Below are 24,990 nucleotides of genomic sequence, written 5' to 3' on the forward strand. Positions count from 1 at the left end.
TGGTTGAGTATACATGTAATTTACTTTGGACTAAGTCAAAGTAAAATGGTTTAAGCTAAACTGAAAAAGTCAAAACACAAACGGTTTTGACTTTTAGCAGACTAATTGTTTGAGGCTATTTTTTCTTCTTTCCTTTTTTCTTTCCTTTTGTAGCAAATTCAACTAAAGACAAAGCTCCATCTTCGTTAGCATCTTTTCTTTTCAAAATTTTTGCTGCATCAAATGCTTCACCTTTTTTATTTTCCTTTCCTTGATAAAAAGCAGTTAATTCTTCTAAACTAATAGACTTATCACTATTTGCGTCAGCCTTATTAAATTGCTTTTCTACTTTAGTGTCAATATCCTGTGCATAAGTTTGAGAAAAAGTAAATAATGCTGCTACTGCCAATGTTATTTTTAAGTATTTCATTTTTTTTAAGTGTATTAAAATTATAGTATAAATATATCTAAGATTGTACCAGAATATGTTTTTGTAGGTAAATAAAATGTACGCTTAGATAAATAAGAGCCATTTTTTAAGCCCATCAACAGTGGATTTATAAAATTTACTGCTAAAGACATTTTCTAAACCAATAACAACAATTTTTTAGTAGTTTCATTCGATATTTACATTAAACATTAATTGTTATAGCCACATGACCATCCAAAATGTATTTATAAAAAGTAGTATTGTGCTATTTACTATGATTTTGTTTTCTTGTAAAAGTCAGGAAGATAAACTAGTTGTAAGTCTTGATAAACCAAATATCATTTTGTTATTTATAGACGATTACGGTTGGTCGGATATTGGTTATCGTAATGATGTATTTCAAACACCAAATCTAGATCAGTTTAAAAAGGAGAGTTTAGATTTTAATCGTGCATATATACCAACACCAACTTGTAGTCCAAGCAGATTGTCTATTTTAACAGGAAAGGAAGCCATTAGGTTAGGTATGCCAAGACATATTGCAATTGATCCAGGAAATCCAGGTGCAGAATATAATTTATGGCCTAAAGATCCTGTGCAACGTCCATCTCGAAATTACTTACCATTAGAAGAGATTACGTATGCCGAACGTTTAAAAGAGCTTGGTTACTACAACATGTTTGTTGGTAAGTGGCACTTAGGCCATCAAGGTCGCTATCCGACAGACCAAGGTTTTGATGCAGATTTTGGCACAACGGATGCTGGGCATCCAAAAAGTTATTACTATCCGTTTTTTAAAGCTAAAGACGATCCAAAAGGATTTTTAAAATCTGGACTTAAAGAAGGTGACTACCTTACAGATATTTTGACGGATGGTGCAGTCAACTTTATAAAAGATTATGATAAAGACGAACCATTTATGTTGTCGTTTTGGTATTATTCTGTGCATGGACCATCTGTAGGTAGAAAAGATTTACTGAAAAAATATCAAGATGCAGGATTAAAAGGTAAATACGCACATCATGCTGCTATGGTAGAAGCGATGGATGAATCTGTTGGTCGTGTTAGAGAAGCAATAGAAGCTAAAGGAATAGCCGATAATACAGTAATTATAATAATGTCAGATCAAGGAGGTGCTTATACAAATGCGCCATTAAGTGGAGGTAAAAAAGGAGGGAACGCTTTAGGAGAAGGAGGCGCAAGAGTACCATTGTTAATAAACTATCCAGGTATAACAAAAGCAAACACAGAAACAAATATTCCTGTACAATCTATAGACTTATATCCAACGTTAATGGAAATAGCTTCAGGAGAAAAATATGATAATAAAGACATTCAAGGCGTGAGTCTAATGCCTATTTTAAAAGGTGAAACTATTAAAGACCGAAGTCTATACTTCTTCCGAAGTTATGAAGACCAATATGCAGCAGTTATTAATGGGAATTGGAAATTAATAAAATACCATAGCGGAAAGTTTCAACTTTTTAATGTTGCTGAAGATATTAGCGAACAAAACAATTTAATTGGAACAGGATTAAAAATTGAAGAAGAATTAAAAACGAATATTGCTGCATGGGAAGCTGAAGCAGTGCCGGAATACTAAATAATAACGAGATGAGATCATTTTTAAAAATCACTATAGGTCTATTGTTGGTTACAAATGTTTATTCGCAAACCTTACCTTTAGATAACACATTTTTTAATCCAACTATAGGAGCTGAAACACAAACTATTTCTGCATCTGGAGGAACGGGAGACGATTCGCAAACACTTCAAAACGCTATTAATACTGTAAATACTGCAGGTGGTGGAAAAGTAATTGTTAACGCAGGGATTTATAGAATTTTGGAAGTTAATTTACGGTCTAATGTGCATCTTGAAGTTAATTCTGGTGTTACGTTTTTACCATTTAATCCTTCAGCTTCGGCAAATAATGCTTTGTTTAATGCAGATTTAAATACCGGAATAAATAATTTTAGTCTTATTGGTATTGGAGGTAATTTTACTATAGATTTTACAGCATTAGCAGCTACCATCAGGATAAGAGCTATTTCTTTCAAATATTGTAGCAATTTTAAAGTCTCTAACTTTAATATAATAGATAATTATACTGAGTTTTCTTCATTAGCTTTTGGTAGTAATTACACGACCACATCTACAGCATCAGGCACAAGAATTAATAATATTAGAGGCATTCCTAATGGTGGGATTATCGAAAACATATCTATGACCAATGGACATTATGGCTTTGGATTAGTACAAACACAAGGTGGTAAAAATTTGTTGTTTAGAAATTTGTCAACGGTTGGTGGTGCTACACTCAGACTAGAAACAGGCTTCAACTTATTACAATACACAGAGCTTTATAATTTTAATGATATAAAATTAGATAATATTTGGGCTAGAAATATCGCATGTACCAATGGACAAAGTGCTTTGCAATTGTCTCCACACACCTTAAGTCAAGGATATTTTAATGCTGAAAATATTACTGCAACTAGCTGCGAAATGGCTGTGGTTTGGGCTGCTGGATTTGCTACAAATACACAAGAGACAGATGGTTTAATACCAGGTTCTTTTGATGAGACTTCTAAAATTAGAAATGTAACCGCAACTTTTGGACAAAATGCTCAAATGAGAGATTCTAGATTGCGTTATATTCCTTGTCAGTTAAGAGTGGAAAGATCTGGAAGTATTGGTGTAGCATCAGCCTTAAACACAGATGGAGAAAGCAGAACGGCGCCTTCTCCAGGTGCAGTACTTAGTGAAGAAGATAGATCAGGATACTACCCTTTAGATTTTCCAGATACAGAGGTCACTGCTATTGGTTATAATATTGCAGCACATTATTTGCCTCTAAATGCTATTTTTAAGAGTAGTATTGATGATTATGAGGTTTGTAATGAGTCTGTAAATGGAGTAAACTTTTTTATACCTAATGGCTATCAAAATACACCTAATCCTAGAAATCCATTAGAAAATGGAACACTATCAGTTACTAATCTTGCATTAGAAAGTATCGTTATTTATCCAAATCCAACAACTAATATTTTAAACATTATACTACTAAATAATATGGAAGGTGGAACTGTTCAGTTTTATAGTATTCATGGAAAACAGGTAGGTAATTACCAATTGCAAACACAAAATAAAATAGACGTTTCGCATTTAAGTAATGGAGTCTATATTTTAAAATTTGGTAAAACTGGTATGGTGAAGAAAGTTGTAATTAATTAATGCTTCAACCATAAAATTTAATTTTTGAACATAAGTTTTTAGTCTATGAAAATATATATAAAATACATCCTTTTTATTATAGTATTAAGTTTATTACTTACAGCGTGTGGAAAATCAAAATCCCAAACAGAAGACCCTATAGTAGAAAAAAAACAACCCAACATTATCTGGCTTATGGCAGAAGATATGAGCACAGATCTGGCATGCTACGGATTACCAAATGTAAAAACGCCTTACTTAGACAAGATGGCTGCGGAAGGTGTTAGGTTTGATAATGCATTTGTAACTAATCCTATTTGTTCGCCAAGTCGATCGGCAATGATAATTGGTACACACCAAGTTAAAACAAATACGCACCATCATCGTAGTAATAGAGATGTTCCTTTGGATTCTCAATTTACTCCGGTAACCCAAAAACTAAGAGAGGCGGGTTATACTACTATCTTAGGTAACCATGCAGTTATGAGTCAAGGACGAAAAATTGATGTCAATTTTAAACATAAAGCTATTGGTCAGTGGGACGGAAAAACGCAATTTGGTCTGTTTGATAAATACGATAATTTTGAGAAAGCTGATGAGCCATTTTTTGCTCAAATTCAGTTAAAAGTAACACATAGAGGAGATTGGTGGGATGATATTCGTAATAAATCAAAACATCCAGTAAATCCTGACACGGTTGAGATGCCACCATATATGGCAGATCATCCTGCTGTAAGATTAGATTGGGCTAAATACTTAGATCAAATCGAATATATGGATAATGAAGTCGGCATGATTTTTAAAGAACTTGAAGATAAAGGAATGGCAGAGAATACCATTGTTATTTTTATAGGCGATAATGGACGATGTAATATTCGTGGTAAAGGTTACTTACACGATCCAGGATTACGTATTCCTTTAATAGTCTATTATCCAGAACAATTTAAAGGTGGTGAAGTTAGAAAAGATGTTGTGAGTGCAACAGATATAACAGCAAGTATTTTAGATTTTGCTAGTGTAGATATTCCAGAATACATGACAGGTCAACCTATGTTCAATGAAAACTTCAATAGAGAATATGTCTATGGAGCACGAGATTTATGGGATGAAATTCCAGAAAAATCTCGAGGAATAACTTCTGGTAAGTGGAAATACATAAGAAATGATAAACCAGAAATTCCTTTTGATGCACATCAAGCGTATCTTGAGTTTTATAGACCTGCTGTTCATGTTATGCGTAAATTAAATAAAGAAGGAAAACTAACAAAAGCACAGGCTTTCTTCTTTCAAGATTCTAAACCAAAAGAAGAATTATATAATTTAATAACTGATCCTTTTGAATTAGTAAACTTAGCTAATAACCCTGGTAATAAAGATTTGTTAGTCGATTTAAGAATGAAAACCTTAGAATTTGACATCAAAATGAAACCTGTTAGTACTATTTATAATCCAAAAAATATGGACCAAACTATTGGTTTGGTTAAATGGATAAAAACAGAGCATCCAGAAATTCAGAAGCAAATGGAAGCAGGTAAAGAAGTAGGTTTTAAAAAATGGGGAGCTGCTTATAAAAACTATTTAAAGATTCAAAAATAAAAAAGCGGAGATGAAATATTTAAAAATAGTACTATTATTGGTAGTTGTTGTTATAACTTTTCAATTTTGTAAAGAAGTTAATGTTGTAGAAGAAGCAGCCATTAATGAAGATTGGAAATTTAGTAAAGTAGAGGAATCTAAAGATTTAGATAGTAAAATTCATACTGTAGATTTTAATGATTCAGCTTGGGAAACGGTTAGTTTACCACATACAGCTAATATAGAGCCTTTAACGGTAAACGACCAGTGGCAGGGTATATGTTGGTATCGTAAAACACTTTCAATTCCTGAAAGTAATATCGATAAAAAAATATTCTTAGAGCTGGAGGCTGCTATGAATTATTCTAAAATGTACATAAATGGTATTGAAGTAAATGAGCATCAAGGTGGTTATTTACCGGTTATTGTAGATATTTCAAAATACGTAAAAATTGGAGAAAAAAATGTAATTGCTATCCGTTTAGATAATACGGATAACCTTGTAACAGGACCAAAACCATTAAAACGTTTAGATTTTAATATGTATGGAGGTTTGTATAGAAAAGCTAATCTGTTTACAAAGGATAAAATCTATATTTCAAACCCTATTCTAGCAAATAAAGTTGCGGGAGGAGGCATTTTTATTACGTACCCAAAAGTATCAAAAAAGGAATCTGTAGTTAATATTAAAACACATTTAATTAATGAATATAAAGATTCAAAATCAATAGAATTGGTTCAAACCATTTTAAGAAATGGTAAAGTAGTTGAAGAGACTACATCTTCAGACTTAAATATTGAAGCAGAAAAAGATTTAGAATTATCAAAACAAATTACCATTGTTAATGCAGAGTTATGGTCGCCAAAACATCCTAATTTGTATAGTTTGGAAACTAAAGTAATGCATAACGGTAAAGTTATCGATCAACAAACTACACGATTTGGTATAAGAGAATTTACGTTTGATAACGAGCATAAACTTCACATTAATGGAGGGAAAACATTTTTAAGAGGTGTAAATCGTCACCAAGAATATCCATTTATAGGTTATGCTTTATCAGATAATGCACAGTATAGAGATGCAAAAAAAATAAAAGATGGTGGTTTTGATTATGTACGTTTATCACATTACCCACAATCGCCAGCATTTATGGATGCTTGTGATGAGTTAGGTTTGGTGGTTATGGATGCTATAATGGGATGGCAATTTTATAACGATACCGACGATTTTAGAAATTATTGTTATAAATCTGCAAGAAATTTAGTGCGTAGAGATAGAAATCATCCTTCTGTAATTGGTTGGGAAGTCTCATTAAACGAAACTAAAGAAATGCCTGTGTATTTTATGGAAGGTTTACATAACATTGCACATGAAGAATATCCTGGTAAAAACGTATATTCTTGTGGTTGGAAAGACGATGTTTATGATATTTATTTAGAAGCACGTCAACACAGAATCCTGAGACCACATCCTTATAAAGACATGCCAGTTACAGTGTCAGAGTATGGAGATTGGGAATACCACTCTAAAAATGCAGGTTTAAATCAAGATGAATTAGCAAACGATATGCGTGTGGAAATGAGTAGTCGTCAAGCTCGTGGTTTTGGTGAAGAACGAATGAATCGTCAAGCTTATAATGTACAAGAAGCTCACAATGATAATTTAAGTATAAACAGGCATTATTCAGATAGTTATTGGGTAATGTACGATTACAACCGTGGTTATCATGATGATATTGAACGTTCTGGGCTAATGGATTTATTTAGGTTACCAAAATTTGCATACTATTTTTATCAAAGTCAGCGTGATATTTCAGAAAATGGGGCCATGTTAGAATTGGCTACATATTGGAACGAGAAATCTTCAAATCAAATAAAAGTATATTCAAATGCAGAAGAAGTAGAATTGTATGTTAATGATAATTTGATTGCGACGCAAAAACCAGATACAGATATAAATTCAACAAACTTACAGCATCCACCATTTACATTTAATTTAAAACAATTTGTACCTGGCACTTTAAAAGCGATTGGTTTAGTTGATGGCAAAAAAGTAGTTGAGGATATTGTAAAAACTCCGAAAAAAGCTACAAAACTAAAAGTATGGTTAGACCAAAGTGGAAAAGCGCCAACTGCGGGTCAAAGCGATACTATGTTTCTATATGTTGCTGCTATTGATAATAACGATACGGTTAATCCAGAGTTTTCTGAAACGATTACTTTAAATATTGAAGGGAAAGCTAAAGTGATGAATTTAGGAAGTCTTAAAGCTGAAGCAGGTATTGCAACAGCAGTTTTAAAATTAGGAAATAAAAAGCAAAATATTAGTGTATCTGCAAGTTCAGGAGACTTAAAAGGACATTTAGAGTTTAGTATAGAATAGCCCGATAAAACCCTGGTATAGGATTTTTGAATGTTAATTTACTGTTAAGGACATATGATTTACCCATATAGACAAGGACTTTATATAATTAACTGAAATTTAACTATTGTTACAAACCAACTTTAAATATCCATGTCAAAAAATAGTATCATATTACTTTTTATAGCGGTTTCATTCCTAAATTTAGGATGTTTTAGTAAAGCAGTTCCGGTAGCTGAAGTTGTTGCATTTGGTTTAGGTATTAAAGAAGATGCAACACCAGCTTTGGTATCTAGAATTCTTCAGTATAAAAACAATCCTATTTCAGAAATTACATTCGAAAAAGGAACATATCACTTTTATCCAGATAAAGGTTTCGAGAAGTTTAGTTATATCTCTAACCATGGTGATTTGATGGTAAATACGCCTTTTCCATTATTAAATATAGAAAACTTGACAATAGATGGTCAAGGTTCAACTTTTATTTTTCATGGCGTTATGATTCCATTTTTAATTGAAGGAAGTAAAAATATAAGTATAAAAAATGTATCTATAGATTGGTTTCAGTCTTTTCATAGTGAAGGTTTAATTGTTGCAAATGATGCAGTAAATAAAACGTTTGATATGCAAATAGATGCTAAGTACCCTTATTATATAAAAAATGGTGAATTAGTATTTGTCAAAGAATACTACCAACATACTATTGGGCAATCTATTTTATACGATCCAGAAAGAAAGGCAATTGCTTTTAATACCGAAGCTTATACAAGTATTACCACAAAAAAGAAATCGGATGTAAAGCGAAATCTGGATAAGGTTAACTATAAGTATGAATACGATAGACGCGATGTTGGTTATAAAGATATAGGTATCGAAAATCGGGTAACTGCCGAAGAATTAAAACCGGGTTTAATAAGAATCCACGGTCATACTAAAAAAATGCCACCAATTGGTTTTATCTTATCTATGAAAGGAGAACAAGGTTTAAATAGAGTCTCTCCAGCATTTAGAGTAACGCAAACAGATGGTTTTAATGCTTTAAATGTAAACGTACACCATGCTGGAGGTATGGGGATTATAGCAGAAAACTCTTCAGATTTAATTCTTGATAATTTTAATGTTACACCTTCTCAAGGTCGTATGGTTTCAACAACTGCAGATGCTACTCACTTTGTTGGTTGCAGAGGTCAGGTAATCTTAAAAAATTGCACATTCGAAAATCAATTAGACGATGCTTCAAATATTCATGGCACGTATCAAAAAATTGTAGATGTTTTAGACGATTATAGAATAGGAGTAAGAATGGGGCATCATCAACAAAAGGCCTTTGTTATTGGTGAGCCAAACGATAATTTAGGATTTGTAAGGCTGAGTAAGTCCTTTTTCGCTTATAAAAAATCTACAATAAAAAGTATAGAATATATTAATAATAGATATCAAATTATTACGCTAAACGAAAAATTACCTGAAGATGTACAACCAGGAGATTTAGTAGAAAACTTAGATGGTTATCCAGATTTGCTAGTTCAGAATTGTAAAATTCAGAATAATAGAGCTAGAGGTTTATTAATTTCTAATCCTGTAAATACGGTTATTGAAAATAATTTTTTTAGTACTGAAATGGAAGCCCTTTTAATACCTGTAGAAAGTGGTCATTGGTACGAATCTGGTAACGGAGCCAATGTTGTAATAAGAGGAAATATATTTCAAGATTGCCAACATGGCGGAAAAGATAGAGGTGTTATTCGTTTTGATACAGATGATGATAATAAGAATATTGCTTTTAAGAATATTGAAATTGCAAACAATACTTTTAATCAATTTGATAATTTGATTTTGGAAGTTACAAATGCAGATGGATTGGTGTTTAAAGATAATACAATAAACAATTCTGGTACATTTTCTCAACTTCACCCTAAAAACCCAGCGATACGCATAGTAGCTTCAAAAAATATTAAACTAGAAAATAACACCTATAAAGGAAAAGCTACTGTTGTATTAAAAACAGATGAATCATTGCCAAATTTAATATTTAAATAAAAACTAATAAACTAAATAAAAACAACTAATAATAATCGTATGAAACACAAACTAACAATTAAAAAAGAGAGTTCCGCAATGCGCTTGGTTCTTTTAGTTTTACTAATTTTTTGTGTATCCAATAGTGGATTCGCTCAAAATGTTACAGAAGTAAAAGGAACAGTAACTAGTGCTGAAGACGGATTCCCAATACCTGGAGTATCTGTTATAATCAAAGGTACCTCTACTGGTGCTGCTACTGATTTTGATGGAAATTACTCCATTAAAGCTAAAACGGGCGATATCCTAGAATTTAGTTATATTGGATTAAAGTCTAAAACTATAAAAGTAACTAGTAGTACTTTAGATGTGTCTATGGAGGAAAGCGCAGAAAGCTTAGAAGAAGTTGTAGTAGTAGGATATGGAACGGTAAAAAAGAAAGAAGTAACAGGTGCTGTAAATAGAGTGAAAGCCGATGATATAGAAAAGTTTGTAGCTTCAGATATTGCATCTAGATTACAAGGGCAAATAGCCGGTGTGAGTGTTTCTGCAAGTTCTGGAGAACCCGGAGAAGCATCAAATATTCAAATACGTGGGATTACTTCTTTAAGTGGAAGTAATACACCATTGTTTGTTGTTAATGGAATTCCACAAATTGGAGATCCAGGATTGGCAGCTAACGAAATAGAGACAATAGATGTACTTAAAGATGCTGCATCTACTGCAGTATATGGTTCTAGAGGTGCAGCTGGTGTAATATTAATAACAACAAAGTCTGGTAGAGATGGCGTAATGAGTGTAGATTTCGACTATAATTATGGTCAACAATTTCTTGGCGCTGGTACACCATTAATGAATACAACAGATCAACTGTTTTATGAAATTAATACTGCCAACTATTTTGGAGGTATAGATCCAGCTACAGTTAATAACCCAGAGTGGTTAGGTAACGATAATAATTTTGAAGATTATGTTTTAGTCGATGCTGCCGAAGTAAAAACGTATAATTTAAATTTATCTGGAGGAACAGAGAAATTCTCTTATAATGCTTCGGGAAGTTTGTATGATCAAGATGGTTCATTAGTCAATTCAAATTTTAAACGCTATAATGGACGTATTTCAGCACAGTACAATACCGATAAATGGAAAATTAATGGAAGTATAGCTACTACCAACGAAAATAGAAGAAGAGCAAGTGAAGGATTGATAGTAACTGCTAGTAGATACAGGCCCTATTTTCCTGAAATTGATCCAGATTCTGATGTTGCAGTTGTAAATAGCTCTGGAGGAACTAGAACACCAGCAATAGCGTTAGGACAAGCGCTTAAAAGAAAAGATGATAGCAATAGAGATAGAACGAATGTTAGTTTAGGAATTAGACGTAAACTAGTGGAGAATTTAGATTTTATAACCAATGTTGGTTCCTCAATTACAAATGATAGTAGAAGTGTTTTTCGTCCAAAATTCGATTTATTTAATATTGACGATGGTACAACCGAATCTGATCCTACTTTAAATGGAGTAACAGAAACGGCAACAAGAACCACAAAGTTTAGTTGGGATGCTGGTCTAGATTTTAAGAAAGAATTTGGGAAGCACAGTGTTTCGGCTCAAGCCGTAGTTACATTAGAAGAAGATAATAATAAGACGTTTTTCGCCTCTATAAATGGTGTGTCAAATAACGCAATTACCGTTTTAAATGGCGGTACTTTGAATGAGAATGTAGGAAGTGGGTTTGATTATACAACTAAAAGAGTTGGTACTTTAGGAAGGATACAATACAATTACGATGGTAAATATATTATATCTGCATTAGCGAGACGTGATGGTTCATCAAGATTTGGTAGAGACTTTAGATGGGGAACATTCCCATCTGTAGCTGCTGCATGGAATGTGTCTAGCGAACCATTTTGGGAACCTTTAAAGAAAGTGGTTAATAAATTTAAACTACGATTAAGTCACGGTCAAGTAGGTAACGATAGTTTTAGTGATTATGAATTTGCAAGTACTATTGCACCATTTGCAGATTATATTTTTAGTGAAAATGATAGTTCTGTAGATTTTGGATCAGCAATACGTTCTTATGCTAATAGAGATGTTAAATGGGAAACTTCAATATCAAATAATATAGGAGTTGATATTTCATTCTTTAGAAATAAGGTGACCTTAACTGCAGATTACTATATAACTAAAAAAGAAGACATGTTATTTCCAGTAACACTACCAGGTTCTTCAGGAGCCATTTATGATCCAAGTCTAACATTAAATGTTGGTAATATGACTAACAAAGGTTTAGAGTTAGCAGCTAATTATAGAGCATCTATAGGAAAAAGTAAGTTTAGAATAGGTGCAACTTTTACTACTAACGATAATGAAATAACTAAAGTAGCTGGTGATGGTATAATTTATAATAGTAATTCATCATTAATTAGTGGTGATAGCGATTTATATGCAACAACTGTTATTGCGGAAGGTTATGAAGCAGGTGCATTTTTCTTACATGAAACATCTGGGACAATTAAAAATATAGCAGAAAGAGATCTCTATAGACAATTTCCTTCAAGAGCCAATGCAGAAGTTGGAGATTTAAGATATGTAGATTCTAATGGTGATGGAAATATTACTAGTGAAGATAGAACATACCATGGTAGTGGATTAGCCGATTTTGAATATGGAATTAATTTTAATTGGGATATCGGTCGTTTCGATTTTTCAATGAATTGGTTTGGTACATCAGGAGCCGAGATTTTAAATGGTAATAAAGCAGCTATGTACGGTTGGCAACGTCATCAAGACCTAGTAAATCAATGGACACCAGATAATCCTACGTCTAATATTCCTTCGTTTCAAGGTCGAGGTAGAGAACATCCAAACTATGCAGGAACTACAGATTACTGGTTAGAAGATGGAGACTATTTAAGATTGAAACAAGTAACTTTAGGTTACTCTCTTCCTGAAGAAGCATGCGATAAAATAGGATTGACTAAATTAAAAGTCTATTTAAGCGGGCAAAACCCAATTACTATTACTGGTTACGATGGTTATGATCCAGAAGTAGGTGGTAACAACGTAGCAAGAAGAGGTATCGATCAATCAAGATATCCAATTTCGTCAACTTATAGTTTAGGAGTTAAACTTTCTTTTTAATCAAAAAAACTTAGAAAAATGAAAACATATTTAATAAAAATAGTAGCATTTGTTTTTTGCCTAGCAATAGTACAATCATGCGAAGATTATCTTGAAGAGACGAACCCAAATGAAATTTCGGCAGACACCTTTTTTCAAAATTTAGACGAGTCAGAAACAGTATTAACTTCAGTTTATGGAGCCATGTTAAATACTTGGATTGTATCTGCTAGAGAAGAATCTTGGCGATCAGATATGGCCTTTCCAGGGATTAGATCTGGAAATATTAGAGCTGATGCATTAAATATTTATGAGCACGTTATTAATGAAGATAATGATTTTATAAATCAACGTTGGGATGCGTTGTATCAAGTAATATGGAGAGCCAATCAAGTTATGGATGGTTTAAATAGTATGGGTGAAGATTTACAAGCAGCAGACCGTTGGACAGAACAAATGGCTCAAGCTCGATTTTTTAGAGGCTTAGCTCACTTTTATTTACATGCATTATATAATGAAGGAAGTATAGTAATAAGAGACGTTATACCAGCAACACAAGCAGATTTTTCTAAACCATTAAGTACTTCAGAAGAAGTAATGACATTTTTTAGAGACGATTTAGTATTTGCTTACCAAAATTTACCAAACACATTTCCTCAGAAAACAAGAGTAACAGCAGGTACAGCAGCTACTATTTTGGGAACAAGTTATTTATATTCAGCATCTCAAAACCCAGCAGATTATCAAATAGCAAAAACGTATTTCGATGATGTAATTAATGGGCCTTATGGTTATGCTTTAGTTCAAGACGCTAGTCTTATGTTTACAGAAGCTGGAGATTTTAATTCTGAATCTATTTTAGAAATTAATTATACTGTAGATCAGCAATTGGAAGAATCGCAGTTTGATGAAGAAAGTTTTAATATGAGAAATGGTAGATTCTCTGCGCCACAAGATGCAGGAGGTTCTAGTTTTAATCAACAATTTACAGCAGCGGCATGGTTGATTCATGCTTATGCTAACGAGCCATTAAACATGTCTGATCCAAGAAATACAGTAATTGATAGAGAAACATCTTTACCAAGAGCTAGAGGTGTATCACTTAGATCTTCTGCAATGATAGCAGTCGTTAACGATCAAGACACAGAGTACTACCTACAACCATCTGCAGCTATAGCGCAAAATTTTGGTAGCTCGCAAAGAAAATATGGTTATTTTAAAAAATATACTAATCATGATATTGCAGCTAACGAAAATGATACAGGAGAAACAAGTTGGAAGTCTGGTAAAAATGTAATCATGAATCGTTTAGCAGATGTCTATTTAATGTACGCAGAAGCTGTACTAAAAGGAGACAATAATATAAGTGGAGCAATCGATCTAATAAACCCTATTCGCCAACGTTGGGGATTACAATTACTAGATGCTAATGTAAGTTTAGCAGATGGTACACCATACACAGAAGATTCTCTTATGGATCATTTAATGTATGTAGAGCGTCCATTAGAATTATCTGTAGAAGGTGTTTCAACTAGAATTGTAGATTTAAGACGTTGGAACGTTGCTAGTGATAGATTTAACAATTTATCTACACAATCGTTTTACGTAATAGGTTATGATTATTATGACGACGAAACATCTAGTACATTATCAAGAAGTAGTTCTTTAGTACAAGCAGGTGTGAGTCCAGATTCAACAGAAGATCCACAATTGGTACAAGAATATACAGGAGCTGCACAGTTTTATACTAATGGATATTTTCCAATACCAACAAGTGAAACATTAAGTAACAATTCAGTTTCAAACTAATTTTAAAAAGAAGAAAGATGAAAAAAATATTTATTATTTCGGCATTGATACTGGCGTTTATAGTTAGTTGTGAAAAGGATGATTATGAAGCACCTTATGGCGATTTTTCAAGTCTATTATGGACTACAACTCAAGGTTTTGAAGAATCTGATTACGTTTCAGCTTTAAACGATTATGTGGGATTTAGGGATGTGTCTAAAAATGCATTAACGCATAGTTGGCATATACCATCAGGTACAAATTTATTAAATGGAGATTTTGATGCAGAGCAAGATACAATTTATACAGATTTTATATCTTCTGCAGGACCATTAGCATCTAGTCAAAATCATATTAATGTTATTTTTAGACAACCAGGAGTTAAAGAAATAGAGCTAAGAAACACCTTTAGAGATTCTGTTGCAGAATCTGTTTTTAGTGATGGTGTATGGAAAGTAAATAAAGTGTTTACAGTAACGGTTTTCGACGACATTAAACCTATGTTTAAAGTTATGAAAGGTACAGATGAAATACTTTCAATAAGTGAAGCAGATATGCCTAGTGAAGCTAATGCTGCGTCATGGCCAAGCATAACGTTAGAAGCTGGAGAACAATTGACTTATATAGATTTAACAATAACAGGAGATCCTGATGCTAGAACTTGGAACTTTAATGGAGGATCCATGGATACTAGTGGTGGAGAGTCTGTAAACTTATCATACAATGGATTAGGTAACTATACTGCAGGTAGCATGACTTCAAAAAGAACAGATAACGCTAAACCAGATGGTGAAGCTACTAAATTAATTCCTCTTAAAATAGAAGTTATACCATCTACACAACCTTTTGTATTAAATACAGATATAACAGAATCATCAATAGAAGTTCTTTCTTTCAAAGTCACAGGAGAAATTGCAACATTGTCAAGTGAAGAAGGTAATTTTGTAGTAAATGTTATAAATACTGAAACAGGTTTTAATCAAAACATTCCTGTTCAATCTGCAACAGTTAATAATGATGATGCTACGCAAATCGATTTAGTGTTATCAGAACCAATATTCAATTCTGATGAAATCACTGTTACTTACACAGCTGGAAATATAGTGTCTGTAGATTCAAGGGTTTTAGAAAGTTTTGGACCAGAAATGGTAGAGATGCTGGTTGAAGGTGTTTTGAACCCTGAAACTTTAGGCTATGAAGTTCCATGGAATACTGAAGGTAATCAATTTACTAAGGCAAATACAGAAGGATATCTTGCTGTTCATAATGCAGATAATGCTGCAGGACCAGTATATTATTTTAGAGATGAATCTATGGCTTTTGATGGTAATAGCTCTATGAAGTTTGAAACACCAGATACAGGTATTCCTAATAATGCTAGATTAAGAGCTTTCAGTTTTGTGGATTTAAACGGAGTTGCATTGGGTGATGGTATTACTGAAGTAACCTACATGCCAACAGTATGGGTGTTTATGGAAGTTGGTAATACTATGACAAATATCCAGTATAATTTACAAGGTGGTCCTGTTCTTAATTTTGACCTTAGTACAACTCCTAGAGGAGAATGGGTTAGAGTAGAGCTTCCATTAGAAACGACTACAGGTATAGATTCTGGTAGGATAGATCTTAACATAAGAAATGCTAGTCAAAATGATGCTCAAGTTCAAAAAATGTGGATAGATAAGTTCGATTTCTTAATTATAGAGCCAAGATTATAATTTTGTGTATTAAAAAAACAGATGTAAAAGGACGGAATACCATGTCTTTTTTATATTAACGTCAATAAAGGTGTTGGAATATGACAATAAGAAATAATATTTTTAAGATAGTATTAGTAGTTTCAGTAGTGTTATTTAATAACTGTAAATCTGATAAAAACAAAGAAGAAGTAAAGCAGGTTGAAAAAGTAAGCGCTATTAATAAACCAAACATTATAGTCATCTATTTAGACGATTTAGGTTATGGAGATTTAAGCGCTTATGGCGCTACAGAATTACAAACTCCAAACATAGATGCTATAGCTTCTGGAGGTGTAAAATTTACTAATGGTTATGCATCCTCAGCAACATGTACGCCAAGTAGATATGCAATACTTACTGGTATGTATCCTTGGAGAAATAAGAAAGCAAAAATCCTTCCAGGAACCGCTCCTTTGTTAATTAGTACAGAGCAACAAACAGTACCAAAAATGTTAAAAAGTCAAGGTTATGATACTGCAATTGTTGGTAAATGGCATTTAGGTTTAGGAACCGGAGTTGTAAATTGGAACGCGCGTGTTTCTCCAGGACCTAATGAGGTTGGTTTTGATGAATCTTACATTTTAGCAGCAACACAAGATCGTGTACCAACAGTTTATATAGATAATGGAAATGTAGTTGGTTTAGATAAAAACGACCCTATTTCTGTGAGTTACAAAGAGAACTTTGAAGGAGAGCCAACTGCGGTTTCTAATCCTGAAATGGTAGATATGAAATGGCATCATGGCCATAATAACAGTATTGTAAACGGTATTGGTCGTATTGGTTATATGAAAGGTGGAGAAGCTGCTAAATGGACAGATACAGATATGGCAGACCATTTTTTAGTAAAGGCTCAAGATTACGTAAAAACACATAAGGATAAACCATTTTTTCTATACTATGCAATGCAACAACCACACGTACCAAGAACACCACATCCTAGATTTGCTGGTAAATCTGGATTAGGACCAAGAGGTGATGTGATTTTAGAAGCAGATTGGTGTATTGGTGAATTTATGAAAACCTTAAAAGATGAAGGCCTTTTAGAAAATACATTAATTGTCTTTTCTAGCGATAATGGACCAGTACTTAACGACGGTTATTATGATGATGCAGTAGAAAAAACAGGAAAGCACGATCCTAGTGGTGGATTAAGAGGAGGTAAGTATAGTATTTTTGAAGCAGGTACGCGTGTACCATTTATAACGTATTGGAAAGGGAAAATTAATCCAGGTGTTTCTGACGCTGTTGTTTGTCAGATGGATTTATTAGCTTCTTTAGCTAAGTTAGTTGGTACAGAAGATACAACAACAGATAGTAAAGATTTTCTAAGTGTTTTAATGGGAGAATCTAAAATAGGAAGAGAAAACCTAATTATTGAAGCCACAGGAAAAACAGCATTACGTCATGGAGATTGGTTAATGATTCCGCCTTATAAAGGCAAGAATTTTAGAGAAAAAGTTGGGATAGAAGTGGGTAATTTACCAGAATTTCAATTATATAATTTAAAAGAAGATGCAGGCCAACAAAATAATTTAGCAAAATCAAATCCTGAAAAATTAGAAGAATTACTTCAAATATTTGAATCCTTAAGAGGTGAAGGATATGATAGAAATGTAAAGGAAGTTATCTTTAGATAAAAACAAAAAAAACACTCAATTCTACTTATAGAATTGAGTGTTTTTAATTAAAAGAATTTTAAGCTATTGCTATAAAAGTAAAAGAGCTATTATTTTTGAGATAGCATGTCTACTGTAGCCACAGTTCTAAAACCAATATGGTCCGATCCAGAATCTGGACTCATTCCCATTTTTGACGAAATTCTAAAACTTGCACAATAAGAAGCATTACATAAAAAAGAACCGCCTTTAATAACATACTCAGTAACAAAAGGATTAGTTGCTGTATATGTTTTTGAAGCTCCTTTAGGATTATCTAAAATTTCATTATCTGTTAAGGTTTTATAATAATTAGTATTGAAAAAATCACTAGTTATTTCCCAAACATTTCCAGACATATCATATAAACCAATCGAATTAGGATCATAAGATTTTACTGGAGATATATATTTAAATCCGTCAATAGGATTATTTATAGTTGGAAATGTACCTTGCCAAGTGTTTGCATTTTTATTTAATAACTGTGGATCGTCTCCCCAAGTAAAAATAGCATCTGTATTTTTTCCTTGTGCCGCAGACTCCCATTCAGCTTCTGTTGGTAGACGTCTATTTGCCCATTTGCAATACGTTAGTGCATCTTCGTAGGCTACATGGACTACTGGGTAATTATCTTGTCCTTTTATAGAAGAATCAGGACCTTGCGGGTGTTTCCAATTGGCTCCAATTTTCCATGTCCACCATTGCCCATAGTTTTGCATGTTTACTACAGCATTTACATCTTTATTAAAAATAAGACTACCAGGTTGTAGTATAGAATCATGTGGTTTTGGAGTGTTTTCTGGTAATTGTGTTTTCATTTCCTCCCAATCAATTTCACGCTCTGCAACAGTTAGATAGTTTGTAGCATCAACAAAAGCTTTAAATTGTTTGTTGGTTACTTCCGTAACATCAATAAAAAAACCATCAACTTTTACATTATGAGATGGTTTTTCTCTTGGCATTGCATATTGATCGGAATCTTTACCTCCTTGCAAAAATATTTTTTCTTGCACCCATAACATTCCCTCAGGAGTTTTAACTGTAGCTTCCGTAGGAGCAGCATCTTTAGTTGTTGTAACTATTACTTTCTCTTTTTTAATGGTTTTAGTGTCTTCTTTGCAGCCTATTAATAATAGAATGAAAATAAATAAGAAAGGGTTTAATGCTTTTTTCAATGTTTATGTTTTTGTATTATAATAAATCTTTTAATCTATTAGCAGCTTGTTCTGCCGTTATATCTCTTTGAGGTGAACCAAACATTTCGTAACCTACCATAAATTTCTTTACAGTTGCGCTTCTTAATAAAGGTGGATAAAAACTCATATGCCAATGCCAATGGTTGTTTGCTTCTCCATTTGTTGGAGATTGGTGTATACCACTAGAATATGGAAAAGAACATTCAAATAATTTATCGTAAGCTACTGTAATTTTAGAAATGGCATCAGCAAAAGCCAAACTTTCTTCATTAGATAGTTCTGCAATATTCCTTTTTTGTGTTTTTGGAACAATCATAGTTTCAAAAGGCCATACAGCCCAAAAAGGTGTTAATACTACAAAATGGTCGTTTTGATAAATTATACGCTCGTTAGCTTCTAATTCTTGTTTTAAATAATCGCCTAATAAACTGCTGTTATTTTTACTAAAATATGCTTTTTGGTGTTGGTCTTTTTTATCAACTTCATTTGGTAATGTAGACTGACTCCATATTTGACCATGTGGATGTGGATTACTACAACCCATTACAGATCCTTTATTTTCAAAAATCTGAACATAGTTAATCATGTCGTTAGACCCTAACTCGGTATATTCTTTTTGCCAAGTTTTTACAACTTTATCAATGTCTTTAACTTCCATATCTGCTAAACTCTTAGAGTGATCTGGACTAAAACAGATAACTTTACAGATACCTTGCTCACTTTCAGCTCTAAATAAACCTTCGTTTACAGCAAATTTTGGAGAGGTTGTTTGTAAGGCAGCAAAATCGTTAGTAAAGACAAAGACGTCTTCATATTTTGGGTTTTCTTCTCCATTAATTCTAGTATTTCCTGCGCATAAGTAGCAACTTGGATCGTGTGCTGGACGTTTTTCGTTGGACACATCTTCATTTTGTCCTTGCCACGGTCTTTTAGCTCTATGTGGTGAAACTAAAACCCATTCTCCCGTAAGTATATTAAATCGCTTATGCGAATAGTCTTGCAAATTTGTATCCATCTTAGTTGTTTTCTTTTTTAACAATTTGTGTTCCTCTTGATAGTTTTACACTGTAAACGGAACAATCATATTCGAATGTTGCTCTAAATCTTTTAGAGACCTCTTTTTTAAATTTTTTGAACTCGTCTTTTTTCACCAAGTTAATAGTACAGCCACCAAAACCGCCACCCATCATTCTAGCACCAAGAACATTAGTGTTTTCTTTGGCTCTGTCCACAAGGAAATCTAATTCTTTACAGCTTACTTTGTAGTTTGTACTTAAACCTTCATGAGATTGATATAATAAATTTCCTAAAGCTTCTATATCATCTTTTTTTATTGCTTCAGAAAACTGTTTTACACGATTATTTTCATTAATCACGTACAATGCTTTTTGATAGTCTTCCTCTGAAATATCTGTTTTAATTCTATCTAAATCTTCTTTCGAAGCATCTCTTAAGGCATCAAGATGTAATAATTCAGAAACTCTTTCACAGACTTCGCGTCTATCATTATAGGCACTTTCAGATAAATCGTGCTTAACATTTGTATTAATAAGCATTAATTTATAATCTTTAAAATCTATTTTAAAAGGTTCAGATTCTACTGTTCTGCAATCTAATAGCAATGCACTTTTTTTAATACCAAACATACTTGCGTATTGGTCCATGATGCCACATTTTACGCCAGCAAAATTGTGTTCGGCTTTTTGGGATACTAATATCATTTGGTGTTTAGTTAAGCCTAAATCAAACAAATCATTCAATCCATAAACAAAACTATTTTCTAAGGCAGCAGAAGACGACATACCGGCTCCTCCAGGAATATTACCAGCAAAAACGCTATCAAAGTTTCCAATTTGTTTGCCTAGCATTTGTAATTCAGCAACAACACCAATAACATAATTTCTCCAACCTCCATCTACTAAAGGTTTAATTTTTGAAGTATCAAATGCGTAAATTTCTTCTTTATTTAATGCATAAACGCTACTAACATTAGATGTGCTTTTGCTTATTGCAAGTGCTATACCTTTATTAATTGCAGCAGGAAATGCGAAGCCATCATTATAATCTGTATGTTCTCCAATAAGATTAATTCTACCTGGTGAAAATACAATAAGAGGTTTTGTTCTAAAGTGCTCTTTAAAACTCTGCTTTACTTCTTTAACTAATTTCTTATTCATTATTTCGCAAAATATATATAGATTCCTAAAACAATTGTACAAATTACTATAGCCATTGGTTTTAAAAATTTCCAAGGTGTAATATCAACTTCTTCCGAATATTGTAATACATATTCTTCTTTTCTAGGTGAAAGTTTACCAATTATTAGCATTATTATTATATTTAATACAAATAGAATTGCCATAATATGAAGAAAGTGTGGGTATGTATTTCCTGTTACTGTTTCAACGCCATCAACCATTTCTACAACATTAAAAGTAGGTTTTATTAAAAACTGACTTATAGAGTAAAGAATAACACCAGAAAACAAACCAACTTTGGCAGCTATAGCAGGCACAAATTTTGTAGTATAGCCAACAACAACTATTGTTAAAATTGGAATAGAGTAAGTACCATTAATTTCTTGTAAGTATTCAAAAACACTTCCGGCATTTGCTATAAATGGTGCTACCATCATAGCTAATATGGCTAGAAAAATACCAAAAGATTTACCTGCCTTTACTATTTGTTTTTCTGTTGCTTCTTTATTTATATATTCATTATAAATATCTATACCAAATAAAGTAACACAACTGTTTAATGCAGAGTTAAAAGAACTTAAAATGGCTCCAAATAATACAGCTGCAAAAAAGCCAACTAATGGTTTAGGTAAAACCTTTGCTACTAAAGCAGCATAAGCTAAATCTGGTTTTTCTAAACTACCATTAAAAATGTAAAAGGCAATAACTCCAGGTAGTACTAGTATTAAAGGCCCAAGAATTTTCAGAAAAGCACCATATACTAGTCCCTTTTGTCCTTCGGCTAAATTTTTAGCACCAAGTGCACGTTGAATAATTGCTTGATTAGTTCCCCAATAAAATAAGTTAACTAATAACATACCTGTAAATAAAGTACTTAATGGGACGTAAGAATCTTCTGATCCGGTAGAATCAAATTTTTCTGGATGTGCATTAACCAAAGTATCTAATCCAAGAAACATATCTCCATCTCCAATATAGCACAATCCAAAATATGGAATCATTAAACCACCAATAATTAAACCTACTGCGTTAATGGAGTCTGAGATTGCAACTGCCTTTAATCCTCCAAAAACAGCATAAATAGATCCTATTACACCAATAGCAATAACTGTTAACCATAGGGATGCACCTTTGGATATACCAAATACCTCAGGAATATCAAACATTGTATTTATTGCCAATGCTCCTGTATATAAAACCACAGGTAAAAAAATTGTAACATAACCAGATAAGAAAAGTCCAGATACAATTGCTTTTGTAGTTTTATCATATCTGCTTGCAAGAAACTGTGGTATTGTTGTAATTCCTCCTTTGAGATAACGTGGTAACAAGAACATAGCTATAATTACCATTGTAATTGCGGCTATGGTTTCCCATGCCATTACTAATATTCCTTGTTCATAGGCTTGACCGTTTAAACCAATAATTTGCTCTGTAGATAAATTAGTTAATAGTAACGAGCCTGCTATTACTATACCTGTTAGGCTTCGTCCTCCTAAAAAATAACCATCAGACGAGCTTTCGTCTGTATTTCTAGTTTTTAGATAAGATATTACGGCTACAAGAACAGTAAATCCAAAAAATGTTAAGAATTGCATAATTTGTTAGTTTAGTTAGTATTAGGTTTTATTTTTTTGTGGGATCAATAATTAAGTTCCATTCAACTTTATATTTGTTTTTTGGTTCGAGTATCTGTAATCCTATTTTATTATTAAAATTATCAGCAGCACCAGTCATAGGTTCTATAGCAATAACATTAGTATCTTCCGGTGTGTAAACTTGTAAAAAGGTGTATTTTGAAGACGTTTTTATTTTAAAACTGTATTCCGGTGTAATAAACTCAACCTTATTAGATTCAAGAGGATAGCCATCATCTAATTTAGCATTTTTAAGGTTGTAAGGCAGACTAAAATCTAAAGGTTTTTTACCGTTAATAATTTGTTGTTCATCAAAAGTATATTTCAGTTTACTTTTAAAATTAATTGTACTTTTAGCTAAGTCTGAACTCAAAAAATAAGGATGCCACCCTAAAGTAAAAGGGAAGGATTTTTGATCTTCATTTATAATTTTTGCTACTAAATCAAGCCCGTTTTTATTTAAAGTATAAGTTAATTGTAAGTTGAATTTATAGGGAAATCCTTCATTTAATCCTTTGTTTTTATATTGTATGGTAATTGAGGCATGGTTAGGAGTTATTTCTTTTTTTATAGAACTAAAAGTTTTATTGAAAACCAAACCGTGTAATGCATTATTTTTATCTACTTCGTTACACTCTAATTGATAGTTTTTATTATTAAAACTATACTTGCCATCCTTAATGCGATTTGCAAATGGAAATAGGATAGAAGAGGCGTAATTATTTTTATAAGATGAAGGTTTATAGTCTGCAAGCAATTTAATATTATTAAATAAAAATGTACTTAAACGTCCACCTTGGGTAAGGCAAATACTAACTTTTGAAACATTATCTGGGCTTGTAAGTTCTATAAAACTTAAATTATTGTTTTCTATATGCGTTATTGTGTACAAACTATTATAAAGATTTTCTTAAGATTAAACTATTTGGATTTTCGACTTGCGCAAATTCATTTTTTAAAATCATTTCTGCCAAACGTTGACCCATAAGGTTAAAGTTGGTCGAAATTGTTGTAATACCACCTTCGACTATTTCTTTTAGAAGTGTATCATTATAAGATATTATGCCAATATCTTTTGCTAAAATCAAGTGCTTTTCTTTAATAGCTTTTATTATTCTAATTAAATTTTTATCATCTAAAATGATGTATAATTCTTTATCAGATAATACTCTATCATTTAAAGTATCTATAACCTCATTTTTAATATTATGGTGAGTACAAAATAGATTAAAACCATCTAAAAGCCCTTTTGGTTGACGAGACTTGCTGTACAATAGAATTACTTTTTCGTATTTTTTTATTTTATCTAAACCAGATTCAAGACCTTGGTAGATATCTTTCTTGAAATTTTGATGTATTGAAGGGTATTTTAATAATTCCTTGTGTGTTTGGTCTAAAATATAAACTTTATTTTTTGGAAGGCGATCTATAATGTTTTCTGTTTCTTTAAGGTTTGCAGGCATAATTATATAATGACTATAATCTCCAACATTATCATTAATAAGTTTATTAAATACATCATAATTAAAATGGTGAAAGAAAATATCAACTTGAACATTTTTTCCCATACCAGTTAAGAAAGCATTGTATAGATCTTCTTTAAAAGAATTAAACTCATCAAACAATAAAAACACTTTCTGGTTTATGTCTATATCTACACTATTTACATAATAGCCTTTACCTACTATAGACTGTATTATACCTCGTGTTTTTAACTCGTTAAAAGCAGTAAGTACAGTATCTCTTGATAGAGAGTGTTGGTTTTTAATACTATTCAAAGAAGGTAGTTTATCACCTTTTTTTATGGTACCATTTATTATAGCATCTTCTATAGAAGCTACAATTTGTTTGTACTTAGGTATACCCGACTTTTCTTTAATAGTTACAATTCCCATTGGTCAAATATATAATTATTTTTTTAATAAACAAACTGGTAGGTACTAGTACGTGTATTTTAATAAATATTATTAATTTAGCAATCTATTGAGATTATATAATTGATTTATTATAAAACGAGCATGTTTATAAGTCCACCATTAAGAGAAATGATAAATAGCGAACAGCATG

16 protein-coding genes are annotated in these 24,990 nt (G+C 32.2%); 9 read left to right on the plus strand and 7 right to left on the minus strand.

Annotation, left to right across the window (positions count from 1 at the left end):
* Nucleotides 1-115: 115 nt before the first annotated feature.
* Nucleotides 116-409: a hypothetical protein gene (locus FG167_RS09775; protein WP_055445673.1), complete on the minus strand. Its 294-nt coding sequence runs from the start codon at nt 407-409 to the stop codon at nt 116-118.
* 226 nt (nt 410-635) lie between these two features.
* On the opposite strand from FG167_RS09775, the gene FG167_RS09780 reads away from it, so the two are divergent.
* The 9 genes from FG167_RS09780 to FG167_RS09820 all read left to right on the plus strand — a co-directional run bounded on the left by FG167_RS09780 (nt 636) and on the right by FG167_RS09820 (nt 17,874).
* Nucleotides 636-2,012 carry a sulfatase gene (locus tag FG167_RS09780; protein WP_239004367.1) on the plus strand — a complete coding sequence of 459 codons (1,377 nt, stop codon included), beginning with the start codon at nt 636-638 and terminating at the stop codon, nt 2,010-2,012.
* Nucleotides 2,013-2,023: 11 nt separating this feature from the next.
* Nucleotides 2,024-3,646 carry a T9SS type A sorting domain-containing protein gene (locus tag FG167_RS09785; protein ID WP_203458117.1) on the plus strand — a complete coding sequence of 541 codons (1,623 nt, stop codon included), beginning with the start codon at nt 2,024-2,026 and terminating at the stop codon, nt 3,644-3,646.
* A gap of 45 nt (nt 3,647-3,691) precedes the next feature.
* Nucleotides 3,692-5,221 carry a sulfatase gene (locus tag FG167_RS09790; RefSeq protein WP_203458118.1) on the plus strand — a complete coding sequence of 510 codons (1,530 nt, stop codon included), beginning with the start codon at nt 3,692-3,694 and terminating at the stop codon, nt 5,219-5,221.
* A gap of 10 nt (nt 5,222-5,231) precedes the next feature.
* On the plus strand, nt 5,232-7,583 hold the full coding sequence (locus FG167_RS09795) for a glycoside hydrolase family 2 protein (protein WP_203458119.1): 2,352 nt from the start codon (nt 5,232-5,234) through the stop codon (nt 7,581-7,583).
* 132 nt (nt 7,584-7,715) lie between these two features.
* The gene (locus tag FG167_RS09800; protein ID WP_203458120.1) at nt 7,716-9,602 is read left to right on the plus strand and encodes a right-handed parallel beta-helix repeat-containing protein; all 1,887 of its coding nucleotides are present in this window, start codon (nt 7,716-7,718) and stop codon (nt 9,600-9,602) included.
* A gap of 39 nt (nt 9,603-9,641) precedes the next feature.
* A complete protein-coding gene (locus FG167_RS09805; RefSeq protein ID WP_203458121.1) occupies nt 9,642-12,728 on the plus strand; it encodes a TonB-dependent receptor in 3,087 nt (1,028 codons plus the stop codon).
* 18 nt (nt 12,729-12,746) lie between these two features.
* Nucleotides 12,747-14,516 (plus strand): RagB/SusD family nutrient uptake outer membrane protein, encoded by a 1,770-nt coding sequence (locus FG167_RS09810; RefSeq protein WP_055445677.1) that lies wholly within the window; start codon nt 12,747-12,749, stop codon nt 14,514-14,516.
* A 17-nt stretch (nt 14,517-14,533) separates the two neighbouring features.
* Nucleotides 14,534-16,213, plus strand: coding sequence for a hypothetical protein (locus FG167_RS09815; protein ID WP_203458122.1), 1,680 nt, complete (start codon nt 14,534-14,536; stop codon nt 16,211-16,213).
* An 80-nt stretch (nt 16,214-16,293) separates the two neighbouring features.
* The gene (locus tag FG167_RS09820; protein WP_055445679.1) at nt 16,294-17,874 is read left to right on the plus strand and encodes an arylsulfatase; all 1,581 of its coding nucleotides are present in this window, start codon (nt 16,294-16,296) and stop codon (nt 17,872-17,874) included.
* An 89-nt stretch (nt 17,875-17,963) separates the two neighbouring features.
* On the opposite strand, the gene FG167_RS09825 is transcribed toward FG167_RS09820, so the two are convergent.
* Genes FG167_RS09825 through FG167_RS09850 form a run of 6 tightly spaced genes read right to left on the minus strand, consistent with a single transcriptional unit; the run spans nt 17,964 to nt 24,818 of the window.
* Entirely contained in the window at nt 17,964-19,067 is a 1,104-nt protein-coding gene (locus tag FG167_RS09825; RefSeq protein ID WP_055445680.1) for a formylglycine-generating enzyme family protein, read from the minus strand.
* A gap of 16 nt (nt 19,068-19,083) precedes the next feature.
* Nucleotides 19,084-20,103, minus strand: a complete 1,020-nt coding sequence (locus tag FG167_RS09830; protein ID WP_055445795.1) for a UDP-glucose--hexose-1-phosphate uridylyltransferase — start codon at nt 20,101-20,103, stop codon at nt 19,084-19,086.
* Between the two features lies 1 nt (nt 20,104).
* Entirely contained in the window at nt 20,105-21,265 is a 1,161-nt protein-coding gene (galK, locus tag FG167_RS09835) for a galactokinase (protein ID WP_203458123.1), read from the minus strand.
* Complete coding sequence (locus FG167_RS09840) at nt 21,265-22,884, minus strand: solute:sodium symporter family transporter (RefSeq protein ID WP_203458124.1); 1,620 nt, start codon at nt 22,882-22,884, stop codon at nt 21,265-21,267. The genes galK and FG167_RS09840 overlap by 1 nt, the downstream gene beginning before the upstream one ends.
* A 28-nt stretch (nt 22,885-22,912) precedes the next feature.
* On the minus strand, nt 22,913-23,815 hold the full coding sequence (locus FG167_RS09845; RefSeq protein ID WP_203458125.1) for an aldose 1-epimerase: 903 nt from the start codon (nt 23,813-23,815) through the stop codon (nt 22,913-22,915).
* Between the two features lie 4 nt (nt 23,816-23,819).
* On the minus strand, nt 23,820-24,818 hold the full coding sequence (locus FG167_RS09850) for a GntR family transcriptional regulator (RefSeq protein WP_203458126.1): 999 nt from the start codon (nt 24,816-24,818) through the stop codon (nt 23,820-23,822).
* Between the last annotated feature and the right edge of the window lie 172 nt (nt 24,819-24,990).

Origin of the sequence: Lacinutrix sp. WUR7, assembly GCF_016864015.1 — a bacterium.
GTDB lineage: Bacteria > Bacteroidota > Bacteroidia > Flavobacteriales > Flavobacteriaceae > Oceanihabitans.

What these genes read in the sequence shown, in the direction of transcription:
- FG167_RS09790 (WP_203458118.1), top strand. Translation starts at nt 3,692, where the DNA reads ATGAAAATATATATAAAATACATCCTTTTTATTATAGTATTAAGTTTA.
- FG167_RS09820 (WP_055445679.1), top strand. Translation starts at nt 16,294, where the DNA reads ATGACAATAAGAAATAATATTTTTAAGATAGTATTAGTAGTTTCAGTA.
- FG167_RS09780 (WP_239004367.1), top strand. Translation starts at nt 636, where the DNA reads ATGACCATCCAAAATGTATTTATAAAAAGTAGTATTGTGCTATTTACT.
- FG167_RS09785 (WP_203458117.1), top strand. Translation starts at nt 2,024, where the DNA reads ATGAGATCATTTTTAAAAATCACTATAGGTCTATTGTTGGTTACAAAT.
- FG167_RS09795 (WP_203458119.1), top strand. Translation starts at nt 5,232, where the DNA reads ATGAAATATTTAAAAATAGTACTATTATTGGTAGTTGTTGTTATAACT.
- FG167_RS09840 (WP_203458124.1), bottom strand. Translation starts at nt 22,884, where the DNA reads ATGCAATTCTTAACATTTTTTGGATTTACTGTTCTTGTAGCCGTAATA.
- FG167_RS09815 (WP_203458122.1), top strand. Translation starts at nt 14,534, where the DNA reads ATGAAAAAAATATTTATTATTTCGGCATTGATACTGGCGTTTATAGTT.
- galK (WP_203458123.1), bottom strand. Translation starts at nt 21,265, where the DNA reads ATGAATAAGAAATTAGTTAAAGAAGTAAAGCAGAGTTTTAAAGAGCAC.
- FG167_RS09800 (WP_203458120.1), top strand. Translation starts at nt 7,716, where the DNA reads ATGTCAAAAAATAGTATCATATTACTTTTTATAGCGGTTTCATTCCTA.
- FG167_RS09830 (WP_055445795.1), bottom strand. Translation starts at nt 20,103, where the DNA reads ATGGATACAAATTTGCAAGACTATTCGCATAAGCGATTTAATATACTT.
- FG167_RS09805 (WP_203458121.1), top strand. Translation starts at nt 9,642, where the DNA reads ATGAAACACAAACTAACAATTAAAAAAGAGAGTTCCGCAATGCGCTTG.
- FG167_RS09850 (WP_203458126.1), bottom strand. Translation starts at nt 24,818, where the DNA reads ATGGGAATTGTAACTATTAAAGAAAAGTCGGGTATACCTAAGTACAAA.
- FG167_RS09810 (WP_055445677.1), top strand. Translation starts at nt 12,747, where the DNA reads ATGAAAACATATTTAATAAAAATAGTAGCATTTGTTTTTTGCCTAGCA.
- FG167_RS09775 (WP_055445673.1), bottom strand. Translation starts at nt 409, where the DNA reads ATGAAATACTTAAAAATAACATTGGCAGTAGCAGCATTATTTACTTTT.